Raw genomic sequence first — 24,623 nt, 5'->3', positions numbered from 1 at the left:
GTCGCGGACGCGGTGAAGGTCGCGGTGCCGGTCCCGGAGGAGTCCGCCGCCACGGTCACGTTCTGCGCGGTGCTCCAGTTCGACGGCGTGAACGTCAGCGACGAGCCGGCGCTCACGGACAGCCCGGTGTTGCCGGCCGTACGCGCCACCGACACCGTCACACTGGAGCTCGGCTGCTTCGACAGGCTCACCGCGAAGCTCCCGGTCGCGCCCTGCTGGACGCCCAGCTGGGTGGGCGAGGCGACCACCGCGGGACCCGAGGCCACCGTGATGCCGACCGGCGTGGAGGAAGCGGACGCGCCGAGGCTGTCGTACGCCTTCGCCACCAGGGAGTGACTGCCCACGGTCAAATTGGAGACCGAGAGCGTGTACGGCGCCGAGGTGTCCGTGCCCAGCAGCGTGGTGTCGTCGTAGAACTCCACCTTGCTGATGGTGGCGTTGTCGGCCGCCGCCGCGGTCGCCGCCAGCGGCACCGCGTCGCCCTGCGTGTAGACCGCGCCCGCGCTCGGACTGGTCAGCACGGTGACCGGCGGCTGGTGCGCACCGGCGCAGGTCGTGCCGTTGACCGCGAAGGAGGTCGGCGCCACGTTGCTGCCCGTGTACGAGAACTGGGCGCCCGTCGACACCGCCGCGCCCGCCGCGATCGTGCCGTTGTAGCCGGCGTCCTTCACGGTGATCGACTGACCCGACTGCGACCAGGTGCCGTTCCAGCCGTTGCTCAGCTTCTGGTTGCCGCTGTAGGCGTACGTCAGCGTCCAGCCGTTGATCGCGTCCGTACCGCGGTTGGTGATCGTCAGGTCCGCGGTGAAGCCGGAACCCCAGTCGTTGGTCTTGTAGTCGACGCTGCACTGGACGGTCGCCGCGTGGGCGGGAACCGTCCCGACGGCCAGCATGGACAGCGGCAGGGCGAGGGCCGCGACGACGGCGGTCCACAACCGCCGTACGGCTCTGCGCCTCCTCCCGGCACCGGGAGTGGGGGGAAGTGCGGGATGCATGTGCTGGTTCCTCCTTGCGCTTGCGGCTCGGGGAGAAGTCAAGGCTTGAACCAGTGGGAGCGCTCCCATAGTGCGGACGTGGCATGGTGCGGTCAAGGCTGTCGAAGAGTCGAAAAGATTCGACGGATCCGGCTGGAGAAAAGTCAAGCGGTTCCCCTGTTCTTTGCAGTCGCTCGGCGCTACCTTCCTTCGCACCAGTGGGAGCGATTCCGTTCAGTCGGCGCGTCCGTAACGACGTGCCCGAGCTGCAAGGAGTCGCTCATGCGACACCCCCCGCGTTCGGTTCTTTTAGCCGTCACCGGTGCGGTCGCCCTCGTCGGCGCCGCACTGGTGACGGTGGTGTCGGCGTCCGGCGCCACACCCGCCTGCACGGTGCAGTACACGGTCACGAGTCAGTGGGACACCGGCTTCCAGGGCTCCGTGACCATCACCAACAACATGGCGGCCGTGAGTAGTTGGAGCCTGAGCTTCGACTTCGCGAGCGGCCAGAAGGTCACCCAGGGCTGGAACGGCAAGTGGTCCCAGTCCGGTACGACGGTCACCGCCGTGAACGAGAGCTGGAACGGCTCCCTCGGCACCGGCGCGAGCGTCAGCGCCGGGTTCCTCGGGTCCTGGTCGGGGAGCAACGCCGTACCGACGACCTTCAGGCTCAACGGCACGACCTGCAACGTGGATGCGGAACCGACGCCGACTCCGACTCCGACGCCGACCGGCCCGCCCGCCACCGGGTCGGCCCCGGCCCTGCACGTCTCCGGCACCAGGCTCGTGGACGCCGGCGGCACGCCCCACCGCCTCCTCGGCGTGAACCGCTCCGGCGGCGAGTTCATGTGCGTGCAGGGCTACGGCATCTGGGACGGTCCGGTCGACGACGCCGCCATCAAGGCGATCGCCGACTGGAAGGCCAACGCGGTCCGCATCCCGCTCAACGAGGAGTGCTGGCTCGGCCTGTCCAACGTCAAGCCCGAGTACGCGGGCGCCAACTACATCAACGCCGTCAAGGACCTGGTGGCCCGCGTCGAGTCGTACGGCATGACCCCGATCCTCGATCTCCACTGGTCCTACGGCCAGTACACCGGCAACTCGGCGGGCTGCTCCGACGCGCACGCCACCTGCCAGAAGCCGATGCCGGACGCCCAGTACGGCCCGTCCTTCTGGTCCTCGGTGGCCGGCACCTTCAAGGACGACCCGGCGGCCGTGTTCGACCTGTTCAACGAGCCCTACCCGGACCGGGCGACCTCGACGACCACCCAGGCCTGGGAGTGCTGGCGGGACGGCGGCACCTGCCCCGGGATCGGCTACCCGGTCGCCGGCATGCAGGACCTGGTGAACAGCGTCCGCGGTGCCGGTGCCAGGAACGTCATCATGATCGGCGGACTGGCGTACTCCAACGACCTCAGCCAGTGGCTGACGTACAAGCCCACCGATCCCGCGAACAATCTCGTCGCCGCCTACCACGTCTACAACTTCAACACCTGCTCCACCGAGAGCTGCTGGAACTCCAGCCTCGCGCCGGTCGCGGCCAAGGTGCCGCTGGTGGCCGGGGAGATCGGTGAGAACACCTGCTCGCACGCGTTCGTGGACCAGGTCATGAAGTGGTTCGACGACCGCGGCCTCTCCTACCTGGGCTGGACCTGGAACACCTGGGACTGCTCCTCCGGCCCGTCCCTGATCTCCGACTACGACGGCACGCCGACCGCGTACGGCGCCGGCCTGCACGACCACCTCAAGGCCCTCAACCCGTAAGCGCACCCACCCCACCGGATAAGTCCGAACCGAGAAGAAGGAACCCGCACTCATGAGTCGTACCAGAACAGCGTTACTCGCCGCCCTGGCGCTCGTCGCCGGGGTTTCGGGGCCTGCGCTCGCCGCGGCCCCCGCCGCCCACGCGGCGATCTCCGCCATTCCCTGCACCGTCGACTACAAGATCCAGAACGACTGGGGCTCCGGCTTCACCGCCGCCGTCACCGTCACCAACAACAGCGCCGCCAAGTCGAGTTGGGCGGTGAAGTGGTCGTACGCCGGCAACCAGTCGGTGAGCAGCTCCTGGAACGCCAAGGTCAGCCAGAGCGGCACCGCGGTCACCGCGAGCAATGAGACGTACAACGGCACGCTGGCGACCGGCGCATCGGTCAGCTTCGGGTTCAACGGAACCTACAGCGGCACCAACGCGGTCCCGACCGCCTTCACGCTCGACGGCGTCACCTGCAACGTCGACGACGGCACCGGCAGTGGTGGCGGCGGAGGCGGCGGAGGCAACGGCGGCGGCTCCGGCACCCGTGTCGACAACCCGTACGCCGGCGCCAAGGTGTACGTGAACCCCGAGTGGTCGGCGAAGGCCGCCGCCGAACCGGGCGGCACCCGCGTCTCCAACCAGCCCACCGGCGTCTGGATCGACCGCATCGCCGCGATCAACGGCGTGAACGGCGGCATGGGCCTGCGCGACCACCTCGACGCGGCCCTGGCCCAGAAGGGCAGCGGCCAGGAGGTCGTCCAGCTCGTCATCTACGACCTGCCCGGACGCGACTGCGCCGCCCTCGCCTCGAACGGCGAACTCGGCCCGACGGAGATCGACAAGTACAAGACGCAGTTCATCGACCCGATCGCGGCGATCCTCTCCGACAGCAAGTACGCCTCACTGCGGATCGTCACCACCATCGAGCTCGACTCGCTGCCCAACCTGGTCACCAACACCGGCAGCCGGGCCACCGCCACGGCCAACTGCAACACCATGCTCGCCAACGGCAACTACGTGAAGGGCGTCGGCTACGCGCTCGCCAAGCTCGGCGCGATCCCCAACGTCTACAACTACCTGGACGCCGGCCACCACGGCTGGCTCGGCTGGGACGACAACTTCGCCCCGTCGGCCAACGTGTTCAAGCAGGCGGCCACCAGTGAGGGCGCGACCGTCGACGACGTCCAGGGCTTCATCACCAACACGGCCAACTACAGCGCCCTGAAGGAGAACAACTTCACCATCAACGACTCGGTGAACGGCACCTCCGTCCGCCAGTCCAAGTGGGTCGACTGGAACCGCTACGTCGACGAGCTGTCCTTCGCCCAGGCCTTCCGCACCGAACTGGTCTCGGTCGGCTTCAACTCGAACATCGGCATGCTGATCGACACCTCTCGCAACGGCTGGGGCGGCAGCGCACGGCCGGCCGGCCCCGGCCCGACGACCAGCGTGGACGCGTACGTCGACGGCGGCCGCTACGACCGCCGGATCAACGTCGGCAACTGGTGCAACCAGGCCGGAGCGGGCCTCGGCGAGCGCCCGCAGGCCAGCCCGGCGGCCGGGATCGACGCCTACGTCTGGATGAAGCCTCCGGGTGAGTCGGACGGCTCCAGCTCCGCCATCCCGAACGACGAGGGCAAGGGCTTCGACCAGATGTGCGACCCGACGTACACGGGCAACCCCCGCAACGACAACAACATGTCCGGCGCCCTGCCGAACGCGCCGCTGTCCGGGCACTGGTTCTCGGCCGAGTTCCAGCAGCTGATGGCGAACGCCTACCCGCCGCTGTCCTGACGGCGGCCTCCGCCGGGGCTCAGCCCTCCCGGGCCAGGCCCCGGCGGATGGCGGTCTCCACCGCCGAGTAGTCACCGTCCGGCCGCTCCAGCTCGTAGGGAGCGGCCGGCATCAGGGGCGGCTGGGCCATGAAACGGGGGCGGGAGCCGTGGTGCGGCTGGGCCGCGTGCACCAGGAACGGGTGACAGAGGAAGACGTCGCCGGGACGGCCGGTGGCGTACGCGAGGGGGCGGTGCGCGGAGGCCTCGGCCAGTCGCGGCGCGATCTTCAGACCGGACACGCCCTCCTCCCCGTACGGTTCGAGCAGCGGCGGCACGTCGAGATGCGAGCCGATCCGGATCCGGGTCGGGGCGTCCTGCCGCGTCACCTCGCTGAACAGGAAGAGCATCAGCAGCGCCCGGTCCCGTGACCGCAGGTTGGTGAAGTACCAGTTCGCGCCCTCGGGAAGGTAGCTCCCCTCGATGTGCCAGCCCGCGTCGTCCGGCTCGTCGGGGTGCGGGAAGCGCAGCGGGAAGCTCCCCAGCGAGTACCTGGGCACCCACCGGCTCTCGCCCACCAGCAGGTCGAAGGCCCGGTGCAGGGCGGGCGAGTTGGCCGCCGCCGCGAACGGGCCCTGGGCCATGTCCGCCACCCACACCACCGGGTCCTGCCAGCTGCCGGGGTCCTCCGGGTCGTACCCCGTCTCCCGCCACAGCAGGCGGGCGCAGTCCTCGGCGACCCGCGGCGGGAACGCGCCCTCGATCGTCACGAAGCCGTCGGTCAGGAAGCGTTCCACGAGCTCGTCGTCCATCAGGTCACCGTCCACCGGGTCATCGTGCCCCGCCCGACTTGCCGTCCGCATCGGGTTTTTTGCCGCATCGGCAACAGGACTGGCCCCCGGACGTGGCGTCGGCGCACCCTTGCGCCATCCGGACGAGAGGCTGATCCCATGGCGCACGACCACGACCACGACCATGACCACCGGCACACCCACTCCCACGCGGGCACCGACATCGACTGGGCCGAGATGGCCGACCACCTGGAGTCGCAGGCGGAGCTCTTCGCGCCCCTCTACGAGAACGCGCTGGGCTGGCTCGGCAAGGAGGTCACCGAGCCCGGACTGATCGTGGACGCGGGCAGCGGACCCGGCGTGGTGTCGTGTCTGTTCGCCGAGGCCTTCCCGGGCGCCCGGGTACTGGCCGTGGACGGCAGCGCGCCGCTCCTTGACCGGGCCATGGCCCGCGCCGAGCGACGGGGCGTCGGCGACCGCTTCGGCGTGCTCGCGGGCGAACTCCCCGGGGTACTGGACGAGTTGGACTACCCGGCGGATCTGCTGTGGGCCGGAAACGCCCTGCACCACCTCGGTGACCAGCGGGCCGCGCTGACCGCCTTCGGCGAGCGGCTGGCCCCCGGAGGCACCCTGGCCGTCCTGGAGGGCGGCCTGCCCAGCCGCTTCCTGCCCCGGGACATCGGCATCGGGCGGCCCGGTCTCCAGGCGCGGCTGGACGCGTTGCAGGAGGAGTGGTTCGAGCAGATGCGCACCGACCTGCCCGGCTCGGTGGCGGAGGCCGAGGACTGGCCCACGCTGCTGAACTCGGCCGGTCTCAAGCACACCCGCAGCCGCAGTTTCCTGATCGACCTGCCCGCCCCGGCCTCCGACCGGGCCCGCGCCTACGCGGCCGAGCAGCTCTCCCGCTTCCGGGACACGGTCGCCGAGGGTCTCGCCACCGACGACCGCGCCACCCTGGACCGCCTCCTCGACCCGGCCGACCCGGCAAGCGTCCACCGCAGGCCGGACGTCTTCGTCCTGGGCGCCCGCACGGTGCACACGGCGGTACGGCCGGCCTAGACCGGACGGCCCGGTACCGCTCGGTACCGGGCCGCTCGCCCACCCCGGGCCGTCGGCCGGCGGCTCACCCCGGGTCAGTTGTTCGCGAGGAACTGCTTCGCCAGCTGGTCACCGAGGGACACCGCCGCGCTGTGGCTCTCGATGGGGGACACCTTCGAGTTCTTGAACAGGATGTAGGTCACCCCGGAGTCGGCACCGCCGGTCGCCGGGTCGGGATCTATGCCGAGCGCCTTGGCGGTGGCGTACGACGCCTCACCGATGATCTTCGTGGGGCCGGTGTCGCCGACCACCGCGTACTCGACCTTGTTGTTGTAGATCACGGCCACCACGCCGCCGCCCTTGATGCCGGCGCTGGAGTAGTTCCAGATGCTGCTGGAGCTGGGAACCACGATGTACGGCAGTGACTCGGCCTTCAGCGGCTTGCCGTCGGACTGGTGGAACGCGGTGTCGTCCTGGTACCAGGGGTCACGGTTCTCGTTGCAGTTGGTGGTGCGCTGGCCGTCGCAGTCGATGTCCATGTCGGCCTTCCAGAAGACCGCGCCGTTCTTGCCGCAGACGGGAATCGTGGCCGAGGTCTCGTCGTCGGTCTTGTACTTGCCGTTGGAGATCTGGGAGCACGAGGTCACCTTGGCGAGCAGGTCCGCCGCGCTGACCGAGCCCTCCTGGGCGGACCTGGGCGTGGCGCCGGAGGCGCTGGCGGGCAGTACACCGGCGGCGAGCAGTGCGGCCCCGGAGGCCGCGGCAAGGGTCAGTGTTCGCATGCGCACTGTGGGGGTGCCCTTCTGTTAGGAAAGTTTCCTGACCGGGTGCCGTACAAGGTGGACCCGGCTGCATGTCCGCGTCAACCCCTGGGCGTGAACTCGGGAAATTGTCGCGCATTGCGGTGATATGACCGTCGGGGAACACTGGGGGGGCGGAACATTCCGAATATTTACGCAGGAGCCGTGCGGGGGTTGAGCGGTGGCTCCGGTGGCTCCTGGGAGGCGAGGGGTCATGTTCGTACGCGCGGTGTACGCCACCGGTGATCCGGCGAGGATCGAGGCCGCGATCAGGGCGCTCAACAGCGAGGGGCGCGATCTGCTGGCGGACCGCCCCGAGTACCGGGGCGCGGGGGTCTTCGTCGACCGGGACCTGGGCAAACTGCTCGCGGTGAGCTGGTGGGGCTCCGAGGCGGCCCGGCGCAACAGCGACCAGGTGATGAGCGAGCGGCGCGGACCGATGCTGGAGCCCTTCGCGGGCACCGTCGCGGTCCGCAACTACGAGGTGGCGGTCTTCCGTTCGGCGCAGCTGCCGAGGGCGGGCGGCGGTCTGCGGTGCGCCTGGGTCGAGTTCGATCCCGCCGACACGGACCTGTGCGCCGAGACGTTCCGTTCCTCGGCCGTGCCCCGGCTGGAAGCGCTGCCGGGATTCGCGCGGTGCGCCCTGTTCGTCGACCGGCAGCGGGGGCGTGGCATGGCCGGCTCGCTCTTCGTCGACCGTGCCTCGATGGCCGCCTCACGCTCGGGCGAGGCCGCCGCCCGGCGTGCGGACTCCGCGAAGGCACGGGTGACCGTGGTCGGTCTGGAGGAGTTCGAGGTCGTACACGCCGATGTGCACCCCGACTGACGAACCCTGACGGGCAGTCGCGGAACGCGAACGGCCGCCCCGCGGTGCTGTCGGCGGGACGGCCGCTGCGGTACGGGACCGCTCAGCTCACGTCGAAGGTGGCCGGGTCCGGGCCGATGCGCCGGTCCTCGTTGAGCGCGCTGATCGCCGCGAGGTCCTCGGTGTCCAGGCTGAAGTCGAACACCTGGATGTTCTCCTTGATCCGGGACGGCGTCACGGACTTCGGGATCACGATGTTGCCGAGCTGGATGTGCCAGCGCAGCACGACCTGGGCCGGGGTGCGGCCGTGCTTCTGCGCGATCGCGACGATCGCCGGCACCTCCAGCAGGCCCTTGCCCTGACCGAGCGGCGACCAGGCCTCGGTGGCGATGCCCTGCTCGTCGTGGGCCTCGCGCGAGGCGTGCTGCTGCAGGTGCGGGTGCAGCTCGATCTGGTTGACCGCCGGGATGACCGAGGTCTCGGCGATCAGCCGCTCCAGGTGCTCGGGAAGGAAGTTGGAGACGCCGATCGCCTTGACGCGGCCGTCGGTGTACAGCTTCTCGAACGCCCGGTAGGTGTCCAGGTACTTGTCCTGGGCCGGCAGCGGCCAGTGGATGAGGTACAGGTCCAGGTAGTCGAGACCCAGCTTGTCCAGCGACACGTCGAACGCGCGGAGCGTGGAGTCGTATCCCTGGTCGGCGTTCCAGAGCTTGGTGGTGACGAAGAGGTCCTCGCGCGGAACGCCGGAGGCGGCGATCGCCTTGCCGGTGCCCTCTTCGTTGCCGTAGATCGCCGCTGTGTCGATGCTGCGGTACCCGGCCTCCAGCGCCGTGGCGACGGCCTGCTCGGCCTCGTCGTCCGGCACCTGCCACACGCCGAAGCCCAGCTGGGGCATCTCGACGCCGTTGTTGAGGATTTTCGGGGGGACCTTGCTGCTCACGAGCTCTCGATCCTTAGGTTGTCGACAGGTGGTACTCCCATCGTCAACGATCACGGGCCCCGATGCATTCCTGACCGTGGAATCCGCCGGAACTGACCGCTGAGTCAGCCGCCCGGGGCGAGATTGGCCGGAAATGCATCCGACGTTATCGGTCCGGACCATTGACCGCGGCCCGTCCTGCCGGGACTCTGGTTCGCGTCGTCGAACGTATCCCTGAACCCGGTACAGAGATGTGAACCTCTGCGGGTTTTCCAGCACCCCCCTGTGAACAGGGAACTTCTCGAGGCGCCCCGAGACCTCCCACCTCCGGAAACCAGGTACACAGCCATGAACCAGACCGCCTCCGAGGGTCCACCGTCGGACCCGGCCGCCGCACAGACATCGGATGAAAAGGTCTGGCGAAGCCCTGGTCATCAGGTCGTGGAGACCGTCCGGAAGTGACCGGCCGCGCCGGCTGGACACGCCGGTGCCCGCTGTCCGCCATCGAGAAGGAGGACCATGAACCGCCTGCGAACCGCCGCGCTCACGGCCGTCGCGCTCACCGCCGCCGCCCTCACCGCCCTGCCCACGGCCGTCGCCCCGTCGGCCGCCGCGGTTCCCGCCGCCCCCGGGCCGGCCGCCGCGTCCCGGCCGGCGGCGGCCACCGACTGGTCCACCGCGGTCGTCGACTCCACCATGGCCCGCTACACCCCCGCCACCATCGGCGGCTGGTCCTACCCCGTCGGCCTCTACCTCTACGGCCAGTACCTCACCTACCGGCGCACTCACGACCCCCGCTACCTCACCTACATCAAGAACTACGTCGACCGGTTCGTGAAGAGCGACGGCTCGATCGACCAGTCCTTCAACAGCCTGGACAGCATGCAGGCCGGCCGGCTCCTGGTGATCCTGCACCACGAGACGGGCCAGGACCGCTACCGCAAGGCGGCCCAGAAGATCCGCGACCGCCTGAACACCTACCCGCGCACGAGTGACGGCGGCTTCTGGCACGCCGACACCAGCAGCCGCGCCCACCAGCTCTGGGCGGACGGCACCTACATGGTGAACCCGTTCCTCGTCGAGTACGGCAAGGAGTTCGGCGACAGCGCGGCCACCGACGACGAGGCGGCGAAGCAAATCGCCGTCTACGGCGCCCACCTCCAGGTCGCGAACGGTCTCCTCAGGCACGCCTACGACGAGTCGAAGAGCGCGAGCTGGGCGGATCCGGGGACGGGGCTCGCACCGGAACACTGGTGCCGTGCCGTCGGCTGGTACGCGATGGCGGCCGTCGACGTACTGGACGCCGTCCCGGCGGACCAGGCGCGCCGGCCCCAGATCCTGAGCGTCTTCCGGAAACTGGCGGCGGCCCTGGAGAAGTACCAGGACCCGGCGACCGGACGCTGGTTCCAGGTGATCGACAAGGGCGGCCGGAGCGACAACTGGACCGAGACGTCCTGTTCCAGCATGTTCACCTACGCCCTCTCGCGCGGCGCCCAGCAGCACTACCTGGACCCGCACTTCGCGGACGTCGCCCGCCGCGGCTACCAGGGCGTGCTCGCGAACCTGTCGGTCGGCGCGGACGGCCGCACCGACCTCGCCGACATCTCCGTCGGCACGAACGTCGGCGACTACGCGTACTACGTCGCCCGCACCCGGGCCGTGAACGACTTCCACGGCCTCGGGGCCTTCCTGATCATGAACGAGCAACTTCGAGGGGATTCTGTGTCATGAGCACGACATCGCGGAGGGCGGTCCTGGGGGCCGCGCTCGCCGGTGCCGCGGGAGCGGCCGTGGGGCTGCCCGCGACCACCGCACACGCCGCGTCCTGGCAGCTCAAGTGGTCCCCGTCGGCGAGCGGCGACGGTCTCGGCGCCTTCGAGACCGTCGAGGACGACCGCGCCGACTCCCACCCGGCGGGTCACCCGCACATCTACGCCACCGGCAACAACTGGCGCTTCAACATGCACATGGTCGACCGCGACACCTCGACCGACCGCCAGCGCCAGGAGGTCACCGGCCTGCGCACCGGTTCCAGCAGCTATCTCACGTGGAACCAGGGCCAGACGTGGCGGGTGACGTACTCGATGTACATCCCCAGTTCGCTGAAGGCGACCACCACCTTCACGCACATCATGCAGATGAAGCAGCCCGGCAGCGGCACCTCGCCGATCGTCACGCAGTCGCTGCGCCGCGTGAACGGCAAGCAGACCATCGAGCTGAACCTCGCCACCGACGGGATCATCGTCGGCCGTACCGCCCTCGACCCGCTGCACGACACATGGACCGACGTCGACTTCCAGATCAAGGTCGGCAACGGATCGGCGGGTTCCGTGCGCTGGATCCTCAAGTCCGGCGGCGCCACGGTGATCGACGTCTCGAAGAGCGGCGTGGACACCTTCCTGGCGGACCGGGTGCGCCCCAAGTGGGGCATCTACCGCTCCCTCGGCGACACCTCGGGCTCGCTCCAGGACACCTACCTTCTGCTCACCGATCTGCGCGGCTACCAACAGGTGTGAGGAACCGTCACCATGAAACCCCCGACCGCTGAGCGGCGCAGTGCTGCCGCGATCGTCCTGTTCGTGCTCGCCGTCGTCCTCGGGCTCTGCCACCCCGCGGCCCTCGCCGCCCCGGGGGCCGCCCGGGGCGCCGCCGCCGTCTACGACGTGCGCGACTACGGCGCCAAGGGCGACGGCTCCACCAACGACAGCCAGGCCATCGACAAGGCCATCACCGCGGCGAACAGCGCGGGCGGCGGCACCGTCCGCTTCGCCGCCGGCACCTACAAGTCCAAGAACACCCTGCACATGAAGAGCCATGTGACGCTCCAGCTGGACAAGGGCGCCACTCTCCAGGGCTCCAGCGCGGACACCTACGACAAGGCCGAGTCCAACCCCTACGACGCCTACCAGGACTACGGCCACAGTCACTTCCACGACGCGATGATCTACGGCGACAGGCTCACCGACATCGGCTTCGTCGGCCAGGGCGTCATCGACGGCGCGGGCAACCTGATCACCGGCAACCCCAAGTCGGGCCAGGCCGACAAGATCATCTCGCTGACCCGGTGCGACGGGCTCAGGATCGGCGACGGTCTCACCCTGCGCCGCGGCGGCCACTTCGCGGCGCTGATCAACGGCTGCACGAACGTGACGTCGGACCACCTCACCATCGACACCGCGAGCGACCGCGACGGCTGGAACGTCATCTCCACCACCAACGCCACGATCACCAACGCCACCATCCACGCCAACGACGACGCACTGGTGTTCAAGAGCGACTACGCGCTCGGCGCCAAGCTGCCCAACGGGCACGTCCGGGTGAGCGGTTCGACGCTCGGCGCCAAGTGCTGCAACGCCCTGATGTTCGGCTCCGAGACCTGCGGAGACTTCTCGGACTACCAGTTCGAGAACATCCGCATCGACGGCGCCGACAAGTCCGGGCTCGGCATGGTCTCCATGGACGGCTCGAAGATCTCCGACGTCCACTACCGCGACATCACGATGACCAACGTCCACTCGCCGATCATGGAGAAGATCGGCACCCGGAAACGATGCGGCAACAGTCCCGGCGTCGGATCGATCAGCGACGTCACGTACGACGACATCACCGCGACCGGCAACAGCCCCTCCTTCAGCCCGACCCTGTGGGGCGAGTCCGGGCACCGCATCAGCGGGATCACCTTCACCAACGTCGACATCACCGTCCCCGGCGGCAACGGCACCATGTCCACGGGCGTGCCGAGCAACGACCCGAACGACTACAACCCCAAGGCCATCGGCACCCGGCCCGCCTACGGCTGGTACCTGCACAACGCCGACCACGTCCAGTTCACCGACAGCAGCGTGAAGTTCGCCGCGGACGACGGCCGCCCGGCGATCATCGCCAACGCGGCGAGCGACATCCGCCTCACCCGGTTCACCGCGCAGAGGGGCGGCGACTCCCCGTACGACGTCGGCTTCCAGGACGTCACCGGCGCCTGCCTGACGGACAGTCACAACACGTCCGGCGGCGCCCTGCGGGTCTCGGGCGGCCAGAACTGCGCCGCGGCGGTGCGGCCGCTCGACCTGGAGAACCCCCGGCAGGACTTCCTGCGCGCCTCCGTCGGCGGCCTCTTCCTGCACTGGGGCCTGCGCACCGCGCCCGCCCACACCAGCTGCACCGCCTGGGAGAACGACGTCACGAGCGGGGGCTGGACCCCCGACTACTGGGTGAACGAGGCGCAGAAACTGCACACCCAGTACCTGGTCCTCGCCACCTTCCACAGCCGCCTCGGCTACGCCCGCCCCTGGCCGTCGAAGATCCCCGGCTCCTGCTCCACCAAGCGGGACTTCCTCGGCGAACTGATCACCGCCGCCAAGGCCAAGGGCATGAAGGTCATCCTCTACATGACCAACGACCCCCAGTGGCACGACGAGGGCGGTCACGAGTGGCTCGACTCGGCCGCCTACTCCGCCTACAAGGGCAAGAACGTCGACCTCACCACCAACGACGGCTTCGGTCAGTTCAGTTACGACAACTTCTTCGAGGTCATGGACCGCTACCCGGACCTCGGCGGCTTCTGGATCGACAACGACAACTCCTACTGGGAGAGCCACGACCTCTACCAGCAGATCTACGACAAGCGGCCGAACTACACGCTCAGCAACAACAACGAGGACACGCCGATCATGGACATGATCAGCAATGAGCAGAAGACGGGGATGACCCCGGCCTACGACTACCCGCAGGCCGTCTACACCGCCCAACCCCGCCTGACCGAGGCCGACTTCAAGCTGCCCTCGACCGGTGCCTGGTGGTACGACGGCTCCGACCCGACCGTCGACAAGATGCTCACCCTCGGCCGCCTCGTGACCAACGTCGGCTCCTCGGTGAAGGCCCTGATGGCCGAAACCGCCCAGGTCAACGGCAAGTTCCCGGCCAACCAGGCCGCCTTCGACAACTTCGCGAACTCCTACCTCGACCCCATCTGGGAGTCGTTGCACGGCACCGAGGGCGGCGGCTACATGTACGGCGGCCTCAAGCCCGGTGCCTGGAACGACGGCGCGTACGGGGTGACGACCATCGCCAAGGACGACCCGAACCGCCAGTACATCCACGTTCTGACGCCGCCCAGCACCAGCACCCTGCGCGTGCGGGACAACGGCTACCGCATCGCCTCCGTCACCGACCTCCGCACGGGAGCGGCGGTTTCGTGGTCGCAGTCCGGCGGTGTGCTCACCCTGAGCGGGCTCAGCACCTGGGACCCGTACGACACGGTCTTCAAGGTCACGACGGCCGGCCGCCAGGGCATCCTCACCGGCGTCAAGGTCAGCGCGAGCGCCTCCGCGAGCGGGCACGCCGCGTCGGCCGCCGGCGACGGTGACTACCTCACCTACTGGGACAACAACAAGACCCTCCCCGTCAGCCTCACCTTCGACCTCGGCTCGGCCAAGAAGGTGCAGTACCTCGGCCTCAACCAGCGCGAGGACTCCGTGGCCTACGCCCGTTCGAGCACCGAGCAGTCGGCGCGGATCAAGGACTACAAGGTGTTCCTGAGCAACGACGGCTCGACCTGGGGGAGCCCGGTCAAGACCGGCCAGCTGCCCAGTCGCCGGGGGATCCAGGGCATCGACCTGACCGCAGCCAACGCGCGCTACGTCCGGCTCGAGGTCGACACCACCTGGGCCGCCTCCACCGACACCACCCGCTACCAGCGGCTGCGCGTCGACGAGGCGTGGATCGGCACGTCATACGCCACACCCGCGAACGGGGGACAGTCATGATCCGGGTCAGATCGCTCACGGCCGCGGCGGCGGGCCTGCTCGTCGCCGCGGCGGTGCCGCTCGTGGGCACCGCCCACCCGGCAGCCGCCTCCGACAACGGCCAGTCCGCCCGGCCCGCCATGGGCTGGTCCAGCTGGAGCTTCGTGCGCCGCACGCCGACCGAGGCGAAGATCAAGGCACAGGCCGACGCGCTGGTCTCCAGCGGTCTGAAGGACCACGGCTTCGTCTACGTCAACCTCGACGACTTCTGGCAGAAGTGCGACTCCAACGGCTTCACCGTGGACGGCTACGGCCGCTGGGCCGTCGACACCGCCAAGTTCCCGGACGGCATCAACGGGGTGGCCGACTACGTCCACTCCAAAGGCCTGAAGTTCGGCTTCTACGTCACTCCTGGCATCGCGAAGAACGCCGTCAGCAAGAACACCCCGATCGAGGGCACCTCGTACCACGCGAAGGACATCGCGGACACCTCCACGACCGAGAAGAACTACAACTGCAAGAACATGTACGCCATCGACTACTCCAAGCCGGGCGCGCAGGAGTTCGTCGACTCGTGGGCCAAGCAGTTCGCGTCCTGGGGGGTCGACTACCTGAAGATCGACGGGGTGGGCAGCGCCGACATCCCCGACGTCCAGGCCTGGGACAAGGCGCTGCGGGCCAGCGGACGGCCCATCAACTTCGCCCTGTCCAACAACCTGCCGATCGCCGACGCCGCCACCTGGCGCAAACTGGCGAACAGCTGGCGCACCCAGGGCGACGTCGAGTGCTACTGCGGGCCCGGCAGCAACGGCAGCGGCTACCCGCTGACCGACTGGTCCCACGTCTCCAAGCGGTTCGACTCGGCCGCCTCCTGGCAGCCGTACGCCGGCCCCGGCGGCTGGAACGACCTGGACTCGCTGGAGATCGGCAACGGCGACCAGGTGGGCCTGACGGCGGACCAGCGCCGCTCCCACCTCACGCTGTGGTCGATGGCGGCGGCCCCGCTGCTGCTCGGCACCGACCTCACCCAGCTCGACTCCGTCGACAAGGCGATGCTGACCAACGACCGGCTGATCGGCGTCGACCAGGACGGGGTCGCGGCGAAGCGGATCGTCGACAGTGGTGTCAACCAGGTCTGGAGCAAGAAGGAGAGCGACGGGCAGTACGTCGTGGCCCTGTTCAACACCGGGACCTCGGGCAACGCCACGGTCAGCGTGAACTGGTCGCAGGTCGGCTTCAGCGGCTCGGGTGACGTGACCGACCTGTGGTCCGGATCCCACAAGGGCGTGATCGCCGACTCCTACAGCGCGACCCTGCGACCGGGCGAGACCAGGCTCGTCCGGGTCAAGCCCGTCACCTCCCTGAAGGCGGCGGCCGCGTCACCCGGATTCGCCGTCGCCCCCTACGAGTACCTGGGCTGGGGCAACCCCCAGAATCCCACGTCCGTGATGTCCGCGACCGGCGTCAAGTGGTTCACCCTCGCCTTCATCCTCTCCGACGGCACCTGCAACCCCAAGTGGGACGGCTCCCGCCCGCTGACCGGCGGCAGCGACCAGTCCACGATCAACGCGATCAGAGCGGCCGGCGGTGACGTCGTCGTCTCCGTCGGCGGCTGGAGCGGGAACAAGCTCGGTGAGAAGTGCTCCAGCGCCTCCGCGCTCGCCGCCGCCTACCAGAAGGTGATCAACGCCTACAAGCTGAAGGCGCTCGACATCGACATCGAGAACACCGAGTGGTCCAACGCGACGGTGCGGCAGCGGGTCGTCGACGCGCTGAAGACGGTGAAGGCGAACAACCCGGGCCTGAAGACCGTGATCACCTTCGGCACCACATCCGGCGGCCCCGACTCCACCGGCGTCGACATGATCAAGCGGGCCGCGAACTCCGGCCTGGCGAACGACGTCTGGTGCATCATGCCGTTCGACTTCGGCGGCGGCACGTCGAACATGGGGAGCCTCACCACCAAGGCCATGGAGGGCCTCAAGGCCCAGGTGAAGTCGGCGTACGGCTACGGCGACGCCACCGCCTACGCGCACATCGGGCTGTCGTCGATGAACGGCAAGACCGACGACTCCGGTGAGCTGGTGAGGGTGGCCGACTTCAGGACCATGCTCGCCTACGCCCAGCAGCACCACATCGGGCGGCTCACCTACTGGGCCGTCAACCGCGACCGGGACTGCGGTTCGGGCACCGCCGGCGACTCCTGCAGCGGCGTGACGCAGCAGCCGTACGACTACCTCAAGGTCTTCACCCAGTACACGGGCTGAGGGGAACAACCGTGAACATCAGAAGAGTTCTGCCGTACGGCGTCGTGGCGGCCCTGGCGCTGCCGCTCGCCGGCCTCGGCCAGGGAACCGCGCTGGCGGCCACCGACTACCAGGCCGAGGACGCGACCATCTCCCAGGGCACCGTCGCCACCAACCACACCGGGTACACCGGGACCGGCTTCGTCGACTACACCAACGTCAAGGGCTCCTACGTGGAGTTCACGGTGAGCGCGGCCGCCGCCGGCACCTCCGCCCTCACCCTGCGCTACGCCAACGGGACCTCCGCCGACCGGCCGATGGACATCTCCGTGAACGGCACGGTCGTGGCCTCCGGCGTCTCCTTCCCGGCCACCGCCGACTGGAACACCTGGGCCACCAAGTCCGTGAACGTCCCGCTGACCGCGGGCACCGACAGGATCCGGGCCACCGCCACCACCGCCGACGGCGGCCCCAACCTCGACCGCGTCAGCCTCGACGCGGCCGCCGACACCCAGGCCCCGACCCGCCCCGGGCAGCCCAGCTGCTCGGACGTCACGGCGGACGCTCTCACCCTGGCCTGGGGCGCGGCCACGGACAACGTGGGCGTGAGCGCGTACGACATCTACGAGCACGGCAACAAGATCAGTGAGGCACCCGGGAGTTCGACCTCGAGGACACTGACCGGGCTCACCCCGAACACCGACTACAACCTCACGGTGATCGCCCGGGACGCCGCCGGCAACACCTCGCCCGCCAGCCCGGTCGTCGACTGCACCACCAGGCCCAGCTCCGACACGACCCCGCCGAGCAGGCCGGGCACGCTCTCGGTGAGCAACGTCACCGCGAACAGCGCCGATCTGACGTGGGGCGCCTCGACCGACGACACGGCGGTCGTCGCCTACGACGTGCGCAGCGACACCACCGTCTACGACACCGTCACCAGCGGCACCTCGACCACGCTCACCGGGCTCGCCTGCAACAGCCCCTACAGCCTGAACGTCGTCGCCCGGGACGCGGCCGGCAACGTCTCCGAGGCCGGCAACACCGTCACCTTCACCACGAAGGCGTGCGCGACCGACGGCGGGGTCCCCTCCTCGATCGCGACGCTCTCCACCGGCTGGACCATCCCCTGGGGCACCTACTGGATGCCCGACGGTAAGACCGCCCTGGTCACCGAACGGGACGGCTTCACGGTCTGGAAGCTCACCAAGGACGGCACGAAGACCCAGGTCGGCACCGTCCCGAACGCCGTCACCACCAACGGCGAGGGCGGCCTGCTCGGCGTCGCCGTCGACCCCAAGTGGACCACCAACCACTACGTCTACTTCATGCACACCGCGGACGAGGGCAACCGGGTCGTCCGCATGACGTACGACGGCACCAGGCTCAGCGACTACAAGATCCTGCTCCAGGGCATCAAGAAGAACCGGTATCACAACGGCGGACGGCTCCTCTTCGGCCCCGACGGCTACCTGTACGTCTCCACCGGGGAGGCCCAGACACCCGACCTCGCCCAGGACAAGAACTCCCTCAACGGCAAGATCCTGCGCATGACGACCGACGGGAAACCGGCCCCCGGCAACCCCTTCGGCAACTACGTCTACAGCCTCGGCCACCGCAACCCGCAGGGCCTCGCCTTCGACCGCAACGGGCGCCTGTGGGAAGCCGAGTTCGGCAACAGCTCCAAGGACGAGCTGAACCTGATCAAACCCGGCGCCAACTACGGCTGGCCCACCTGCGAAGGCACCTGCTCGGTCGCCGGGATGACCAATCCCAAGGCCACCTGGAACGTCTCCGAGGCCTCCCCGAGCGGCATCGCCATCGTCCGCAACGTCGTCTACATGGCGTCCCTGCGCGGCGAACGGCTCTGGCGCATCCCGATCAACGGCGACACCGAGAACGTCGGCACCCCGACGGCGTACTACGTGGGAACCTACGGCCGGCTGCGGACCGTGACCAAGGTGCCGGGCGCCGACCAGCTGTGGCTGTCCACCACCAACTGCGACAACAACGGCAACCAGCCGGACGGATCCGACAAGATCTTCCGGATCGACATCAAATGACGGACCGTCAGGCCCGGTACAGGGCCTCGACCTCGTTGGCGTAGGCGTTCTCGATCGCCTTGCGCTTGAGCTTCAACGACGGGGTCAGCAGACCGTGTTCCTCGGTGAACGGCTGCGCGAGGATACGGAACGTACGGATCGACTCGGCCTGCGAGACCAGGGTGTTGGCGGCCACCACCGCGCGCCGCACCTCGGTCTCCAGGTCGGCGTCGCGCACCAGCTGGGCCGCGGACATCTGCGGCTTGCCCCGCATGGTCAGCCAGTGCTCGACCGCCTCGGTGTCGAGGGTCACCAGGGCGGCGATGTAGGGGCGGTCGTTGCCGACCACGATGCACTGGTTGACCAGCGGATGGTCACGGACCCGCTCCTCCAGCACCCCCGGGGAGACGCTCTTGCCTCCGGAGGTCACCAGGATCTCCTTCTTGCGGCCGGTGATGGTGAGATAGCCGTCCTCGTCGAGGGAGCCCAGGTCGCCGGTGGCGAGCCAGCCGTCGTGCAGGGTGGCGTCGGTGGCCTTCTGGTTGTTGAGGTAGCCCTGGAAGACGTTGCCGCCGTGCAGCCAGATCTCCCCGTCGTCCGCGATGTGCACGGTGGCACCGGGAATGGCCTGGCCGACCGTGCCGTACCGGGTGCGCTCGGGGGGATTGATGGTCGCGGCGGCCGTCGACTCGGTCAGGCCGTAGCCCTCGTAGATCTGCACCCCCGCCCCGGCGAAGAACAGGCCGAGTCGGCGGTCCATGGCCGAGCCGCCGGACACGGCGTTGCGGATCCGGCCGCCCAGCGCGGCCCGCACCTTGGAGTAGACGAGCTTGTCGAAGAGCTGGTGCTGCATGCGCAGCCCCGCCGACGGGCCGGGTCCGGTGCCCCACGCCTTCGCCTCGACCGCGTCCGCGTACTTCACCGCGAGTTCGACCGCCTTCTCGAACGGTCCGCCCTTGCCCTCCTTCTCCGCCTTCCGCCGCGCCGCGTTGAACACCTTCTCGAAGATGTACGGCACGGCCACCACGAACGTCGGCTTGAACGCGGCCAGGTCGGGCAGCAGCACGGCCGCGCTCAGCTGGGGCTGGTGTCCGAAGCGGACGCCGTGCCGGATCGCGGCCACCTCGACCAGTCGGCCGAGGACGTGCGCCAGCGGCAGGAACAGCAGCGTCGAGACCTCTTCGTTCTTCTTCGAATGGAACACCGGCTCCCAGCGGCCGACGACCGTGTCCGCCTCGTACATGAAGTTCCCGTGCGAGATCACACAGCCCTTGGGACGGCCCGTGGTGCCCGAGGTGTAGATGATCGTGGCGACCGAGTCCGGGGTGACCGCCTGCCGGTGCCGGTGCACGATCTCGTCATCGAGGTGCGCACCCGCGTCGTACAGCTCCTGCACCGCGCCCTCGTCCAGCTGCCACAGCTGGCGCAGCTGCGGAAGCCGGTCGATGACGGTGGCGATCGTCATCGCGTGGTCCTCGTGCTCCACGATCGCGGCCGTGCACTCGGAGTCGTACAGCATCCAGAAGCACTGCTCGGCCGAGGAGGTCGGGTACACCGGCACCACCTGGGCGCCGATCGTCCACAGCGCGAAGTCGAACAGGGTCCACTCGTAGCGGGTGCGGGACATGATCGCGACCCGGTCGCCGAAGCGGACGCCACGCGCCAGCAGCCCTTTGGCGAGCGCCAGCACCTCGTCGCGGAACTCGCCGGAGGTCACGTCGCGCCACTGCCCGAGCTCGTCCTTGCGGCCCAGGGCGGTGTGCAGCGGGTCCGTCCGGGCATGCTCGAACACACAGTCGGCCAGTCCGCCGACCGGCGGTGCCGATGCCGACGGCGGGTTGGTGAACTCGCGCAAACCTCGCTCCCCGCTTCTCGTGCCACAGTGACGGCAGTGACGCTCCGCGCAGCGCCGTGAAAGCTACCCCACCGCAAGACCGCGCGGGAGGGTGTGTGAAAACGAGCATTGCTCTCGTATGGCCGCGTTCCTGTCAGGAAAATACGCTCAGATCGGGAAGGGCCGGGCAGAACACCTACGGTGCCGTAGGTTCCGCCTCCGTAATCTCCACCGAATCTGTACGGCCCGGTCACCGCCCCCGTCCGGTTACCGGCCGGTCGGCGGCGGGGCGCACGCCACCCTCTGATGACAGCGCCGTCCCGCCCGATTCCGTCACCTCTCCTGGCTAGGGGCGTCGCAGGCGGGCTCCGCTCCGCAGGATCGCGGCCGCCAGCGCGTCGGCCGCACCCTGTGCGGGTGATCGTCCCTGGCCGTGCACGAGTACGAAGTCGACCCGGCCCAGTTCCGGCAGGCCCGCCCGGTCCGGGACGCGGAACAGGCCCGGTGGGATCAGGCCCCTCGAATGGGCCATCACGCCCAGGCCCGCCCGCGCCGCCGCGATCAGGCCGTTGAGACTGCCGCTGGTGCACACGACACGCCACTCGCGGCCCTGGCGTTCCAGCGCCTCCAGGGCCAGGGCACGGGTGATGCCCGGCGGCGGATAGACGATCAGCGGGACCGGGCGGTCGGGGTCCAGGCGCAGCCGTTCCGCGCCGATCCACACCAGGTCGTCGTGCCACACCGGCTCGCCCAGCGGATCCTCCGCCCGCCGCTTGGCCAGCACCAGGTCCAGCTTCCCGGCGGCCAGCTGTTCGTGCAGGGTGCCCGAGAGCTCCACCGTCAGTTCCAGGTCGACCTCGGGGTGGTCGAGGCGGAACCCCTCCAGGATCTCCGGCAGCCGGGTCAGCACGAAGTCCTCCGACGCGCCGAAGCGGAGCCGACCGCGCACCCGGGTGCCGGTGAAGAACGCCGCCGCCTGCTCGTGCACCTCCAGGATCCGGCGGGCGAAACCGAGCATCGCCTCACCGTCCTCGGTCAGCTCGACGGAGTGCGTGTCGCGGGAGAACAACTGCCGGCCGGCCGCGTCCTCCAGCCTGCGCACGTGCTGGCTGACCGTCGACTGGCGCAGTCCCAGGCGGCGGGCCGCCTGGGTGAAGCTGAGCGTCCTGGCCACCGCCAGGAAGGTGCGCAGGTGTGAAGGGTCGTACACTCGAACATGTTATCGCGGAACGTGATGGCAGTCAGAGTGGTATGCCGGATTCCCGATCACCTCCAGGAGGGGGACGATGGATGGGGCCCTCCCGGCCCCACGGAGAACCTGACCGACCCGTAAGTGGAGCACCGTGAAACGCCTGAGCCGGCCCCGCCGGATGCCGATCGACCCGTACGTCCTGCTGTTGCTCGGGACGGTGTGTCTCGCCGCGCTCCTCCCGGCCCGGGGGACGGCCGCCGACGTGGCCTCCGGCGCCTCCACGGCGGCGATCGCCTTCCTCTTCTTCCTCTACGGCGCCCGCCTGTCCACCCGCGAGGCCGTCGACGGACTGCGGCACTGGCGACTCCACCTCACGGTGCTGGTCTGTACCTTCGTGCTCTTCCCCGTACTCGGCCTGGCCGCCCGCGGCCTGGTGCCCGTACTCCTCACCCAGCCGCTCTACCAGGGCCTCCTCTTCCTGACCCTGGTGCCCTCCACCATCCAGTCGTCGATCGCGTTCACCTCGATCGCGCGCGGCAACGTGCCCGCCGCGATCTGCGCCGGCTCCTTCTCCTCGCTCGTCGGCATCGTCCTGACCCCGCTGCTCGCCGCCGCCCTGCTCGGCAACAGCGGGGGCGGGTTCTCCGCGGACTCCATCGTCAAGATCGTGCTCCAGCTGCTGGTGCCGTTCGTCGCCGGGCAGCTGCTGCGGCCCTGGATCGGCGAGTTCGTCAAACGGCACAAGAAGGTCCTCGGCCTGGTCGACCGCGGCTCCATCCTGCTCGTCGTCTACACCGCGTTCAGCGAGGGCATGGTCAAGGGCATCTGGCACCAGGTCAGCGCCGTCCGGCTGGGCGGGCTGCTCGTGGTGGAGGCCGCACTGCTCGCGGTGATGCTCGGGGTGACCTGGTACGGCGCCAGGGCACTCGGCTTCGGCCGCGCGGACCGCGTCGCCATCCAGTTCGCCGGGTCCAAGAAGTCCCTCGCCTCCGGGCTGCCCATGGCGAGCGTGCTGTTCGGAGCCCACGCCTCGCTGGCCGTGCTGCCGCTGATGCTCTTCCACCAGATGCAGCTCATGGTCTGCGCGGTCATCGCCAAGCGCCGCGCCCACGACCCGCAGGCCCGGGAGCAGGCCGAGCCCCCGGCCGGCCCGACGGCCCGGTCACGGCCGACGGCGGCCACCGGGACGCCCCGCCACTGACGGGCGGGACACGAGCGGGACACGGACTGGGCGCGCTCGCGACCGGTTCATGTGCCGGTTGATCCGGATTTCCGGTACGGACGGCTCATGACGGCTAACGTTCCGTCATGACCGCACCCCTGACGCTTGATCCGGCGCGTACGGCCCTCGTCCTCGTCGACCTGATGGACCGTATCGTCGCGCTGCCCCTGGCGCCCCGCAAGGGCACCGAAGTCCTGCACGCCGCCGAGGAACTGGCCGCGGCCTTCCGCGCGGCAGGCGCCCCCGTGGTGCTCGTCCGGGTGGAGCGACCCTCGCTCGCCGAGCAGCCGCCCGGCAGCGGGCTGGTGGCGGGGCTGCGCAGGGAAGGGGACGTGGAGATCGTCAAGCACACCATCGGCGGCTTCCAGGGGACCGACCTCGACGCCAGGCTGCGTGCGCTGGGCGTCACCCGGCTGGTGTTCGGCGGGATCGCCACCAACCTCGGCGTCGAGTCCACCGCTCGCGCCGCCGCCGACCTCGGCTACGACCTCGTCTTCGTCGAGGACGCCATGGCCGCCCTCACGGCCGCCGAGCACGAGGCCTCCGTACGGCTCGACTTCCCCCGCCTCGGCACGGTCACGACCGCCGCCGCCGTACGGCTCACCCGCGCCTGACCGCTCAGACCAGCGTTCCGCCCCCGTCCACGACCACCACCGAACCGGTGCTGTACCCCCCACGCATCAGATACAGGTACGCCTCCGCCACATCCGCCGGCTCGCCGACCCGTCCCACCGGAAGCGACTCGGCGGACGACCGGAACAGCCCCTCCCGGTCGGCCTCCGGCAGCTCCCGCCACAGCTCGGTCCGCACCATCCCGGGCGAGACGACGTTCACTCGCAGCGGCGCCAGTTCCACGGCCAGCGCTCGGGTCAGCGACTCCATCGCCCCGCACAGCGCCGACACCACGCTCGAACCGGGCAGCGGCCGGCGCCCAGCCGTGCCCGTGGTCAGCACCACGGACCCACCGGGACGGATCGACCCGACGCCGTGCTTCACGGCCGCGTACGCACCCCAGAGCCGGGTGTCCAGGAAACTCCGGGCCGCCGCCAGATCCGTGGCGGCCACGCTCTCCAGCAGGAGCGAGTCACCCGCCGTGTACACCAGGTGGTCGAACGCCCCGACGGCCGCGAAGAACCCGCGCACCGCTTCCTCGTCCCCCGCGTCCAGCACCCCTCCCTCCGTTCCCTCGGGCAGCACCTTCAGCGCCGCGTCCACGTTCCCCTGCCGGCGCGAGGCGACGACCACCCGGGCGCCCCCGCGGGCCGCTCCCGCGGCGACCGCGAGCCCGATGCCCGACGTGCCTCCGATGACCACGACACGCTGTCCCTGCAGATCCATCGTGGATCCCCTCTTTCCAAAACCTCTGCGGCGAACCTTCGGCGCGAACCGTCGGTGCGGACGGTTCAAGGCTGCGGCCCCACCGCACCGACCGTCCAAGACCTCTTCCGGCACCGGCGATACCCTGAAGGCATCGCCGGTGTCGCAGAGAGGTGC

At 69.5% G+C, this 24,623-nt stretch carries 18 protein-coding genes; 11 read left to right on the top strand and 7 right to left on the bottom strand.

All coding sequences use genetic code 11. The features are described 5' to 3' along the window. Positions 1 to 995: cellulose binding domain-containing protein (locus ACZ3KP_RS40090; RefSeq protein WP_467505989.1), on the bottom strand; the 995-nt coding region annotated here is incomplete at its 3' end. 261 nt (positions 996 to 1,256) lie between these two features. Between ACZ3KP_RS40090 and ACZ3KP_RS40085 the strand changes: the two genes are divergently transcribed. After that, a complete protein-coding gene (locus ACZ3KP_RS40085) occupies positions 1,257 to 2,738 on the top strand; it encodes a cellulase family glycosylhydrolase (RefSeq protein WP_467505987.1) in 1,482 nt (493 codons plus the stop codon). 52 nt (positions 2,739 to 2,790) lie between these two features. After that, the gene (locus ACZ3KP_RS40080) at positions 2,791 to 4,521 is read left to right on the top strand and encodes a glycoside hydrolase family 6 protein (RefSeq protein ID WP_467505986.1); all 1,731 of its coding nucleotides are present in this window, start codon (positions 2,791 to 2,793) and stop codon (positions 4,519 to 4,521) included. Positions 4,522 to 4,540: 19 nt separating this feature from the next. Here ACZ3KP_RS40080 and ACZ3KP_RS40075 read toward each other — a convergent pair whose 3' ends face one another. Beyond that, a complete protein-coding gene (locus ACZ3KP_RS40075) occupies positions 4,541 to 5,311 on the bottom strand; it encodes a phytanoyl-CoA dioxygenase family protein (protein ID WP_467505990.1) in 771 nt (256 codons plus the stop codon). Positions 5,312 to 5,449: 138 nt separating this feature from the next. Here ACZ3KP_RS40075 and ACZ3KP_RS40070 point away from each other — a divergent pair, with 138 nt between their 5' ends. Further along, positions 5,450 to 6,349 (top strand): class I SAM-dependent methyltransferase, encoded by a 900-nt coding sequence (locus ACZ3KP_RS40070; protein ID WP_467505984.1) that lies wholly within the window; start codon positions 5,450 to 5,452, stop codon positions 6,347 to 6,349. A 74-nt stretch (positions 6,350 to 6,423) separates the two neighbouring features. Here the strand turns inward: ACZ3KP_RS40070 and ACZ3KP_RS40065 are convergent, their stop codons facing one another. Then, positions 6,424 to 7,116 carry a glycoside hydrolase family 75 protein gene (locus ACZ3KP_RS40065; protein ID WP_132893700.1) on the bottom strand — a complete coding sequence of 231 codons (693 nt, stop codon included), beginning with the start codon at positions 7,114 to 7,116 and terminating at the stop codon, positions 6,424 to 6,426. Positions 7,117 to 7,342: 226 nt separating this feature from the next. Between ACZ3KP_RS40065 and ACZ3KP_RS40060 the strand changes: the two genes are divergently transcribed. After that, complete coding sequence (locus ACZ3KP_RS40060; protein WP_467505982.1) at positions 7,343 to 7,954, top strand: hypothetical protein; 612 nt, start codon at positions 7,343 to 7,345, stop codon at positions 7,952 to 7,954. A gap of 82 nt (positions 7,955 to 8,036) precedes the next feature. On the opposite strand, the gene ACZ3KP_RS40055 is transcribed toward ACZ3KP_RS40060, so the two are convergent. Continuing rightward, on the bottom strand, positions 8,037 to 8,873 hold the full coding sequence (locus ACZ3KP_RS40055) for an aldo/keto reductase (RefSeq protein ID WP_467505980.1): 837 nt from the start codon (positions 8,871 to 8,873) through the stop codon (positions 8,037 to 8,039). A gap of 498 nt (positions 8,874 to 9,371) precedes the next feature. Here ACZ3KP_RS40055 and ACZ3KP_RS40050 point away from each other — a divergent pair, with 498 nt between their 5' ends. From ACZ3KP_RS40050 to ACZ3KP_RS40030, 5 genes are read left to right on the top strand one after another with little or no spacing between them, the layout of a single operon-like run. Next, complete coding sequence (locus tag ACZ3KP_RS40050) at positions 9,372 to 10,583, top strand: glycoside hydrolase family 88/105 protein (RefSeq protein WP_467505978.1); 1,212 nt, start codon at positions 9,372 to 9,374, stop codon at positions 10,581 to 10,583. Further along, positions 10,580 to 11,368, top strand: a complete 789-nt coding sequence (locus tag ACZ3KP_RS40045) for a heparin lyase I family protein (protein ID WP_467505976.1) — start codon at positions 10,580 to 10,582, stop codon at positions 11,366 to 11,368. The genes ACZ3KP_RS40050 and ACZ3KP_RS40045 overlap by 4 nt, the downstream gene beginning before the upstream one ends. A gap of 12 nt (positions 11,369 to 11,380) precedes the next feature. Then, positions 11,381 to 14,614: a glycosyl hydrolase family 28 protein gene (locus ACZ3KP_RS40040; protein WP_467505974.1), complete on the top strand. Its 3,234-nt coding sequence runs from the start codon at positions 11,381 to 11,383 to the stop codon at positions 14,612 to 14,614. Continuing rightward, positions 14,611 to 16,860: an alpha-galactosidase gene (locus ACZ3KP_RS40035; protein ID WP_467505973.1), complete on the top strand. Its 2,250-nt coding sequence runs from the start codon at positions 14,611 to 14,613 to the stop codon at positions 16,858 to 16,860. The genes ACZ3KP_RS40040 and ACZ3KP_RS40035 overlap by 4 nt, the downstream gene beginning before the upstream one ends. A gap of 11 nt (positions 16,861 to 16,871) precedes the next feature. Further along, on the top strand, positions 16,872 to 18,902 hold the full coding sequence (locus ACZ3KP_RS40030) for a PQQ-dependent sugar dehydrogenase (protein ID WP_467505971.1): 2,031 nt from the start codon (positions 16,872 to 16,874) through the stop codon (positions 18,900 to 18,902). Between the two features lie 7 nt (positions 18,903 to 18,909). On the opposite strand, the gene ACZ3KP_RS40025 is transcribed toward ACZ3KP_RS40030, so the two are convergent. After that, positions 18,910 to 20,736: an AMP-dependent synthetase/ligase gene (locus ACZ3KP_RS40025; RefSeq protein ID WP_467505969.1), complete on the bottom strand. Its 1,827-nt coding sequence runs from the start codon at positions 20,734 to 20,736 to the stop codon at positions 18,910 to 18,912. 325 nt (positions 20,737 to 21,061) lie between these two features. Then, positions 21,062 to 21,925, bottom strand: coding sequence for a LysR substrate-binding domain-containing protein (locus ACZ3KP_RS40020; protein WP_358986194.1), 864 nt, complete (start codon positions 21,923 to 21,925; stop codon positions 21,062 to 21,064). A 133-nt stretch (positions 21,926 to 22,058) separates the two neighbouring features. Here ACZ3KP_RS40020 and ACZ3KP_RS40015 point away from each other — a divergent pair, with 133 nt between their 5' ends. Both ACZ3KP_RS40015 and ACZ3KP_RS40010 read left to right on the top strand, forming a co-directional pair. Continuing rightward, positions 22,059 to 23,108, top strand: coding sequence for a bile acid:sodium symporter family protein (locus ACZ3KP_RS40015; protein ID WP_467505967.1), 1,050 nt, complete (start codon positions 22,059 to 22,061; stop codon positions 23,106 to 23,108). 107 nt (positions 23,109 to 23,215) lie between these two features. Next, on the top strand, positions 23,216 to 23,743 hold the full coding sequence (locus ACZ3KP_RS40010; RefSeq protein ID WP_467505965.1) for an isochorismatase family protein: 528 nt from the start codon (positions 23,216 to 23,218) through the stop codon (positions 23,741 to 23,743). 4 nt (positions 23,744 to 23,747) lie between these two features. On the opposite strand, the gene ACZ3KP_RS40005 is transcribed toward ACZ3KP_RS40010, so the two are convergent. Next, positions 23,748 to 24,467, bottom strand: a complete 720-nt coding sequence (locus tag ACZ3KP_RS40005) for an SDR family oxidoreductase (protein WP_467505964.1) — start codon at positions 24,465 to 24,467, stop codon at positions 23,748 to 23,750. Positions 24,468 to 24,623 lie beyond the last annotated feature (156 nt).

The sequence above is a fragment of the Streptomyces sp. NPDC020958 genome (assembly GCF_055562175.1).
This window is presented reverse-complemented; position numbering and strand designations above follow the sequence as displayed.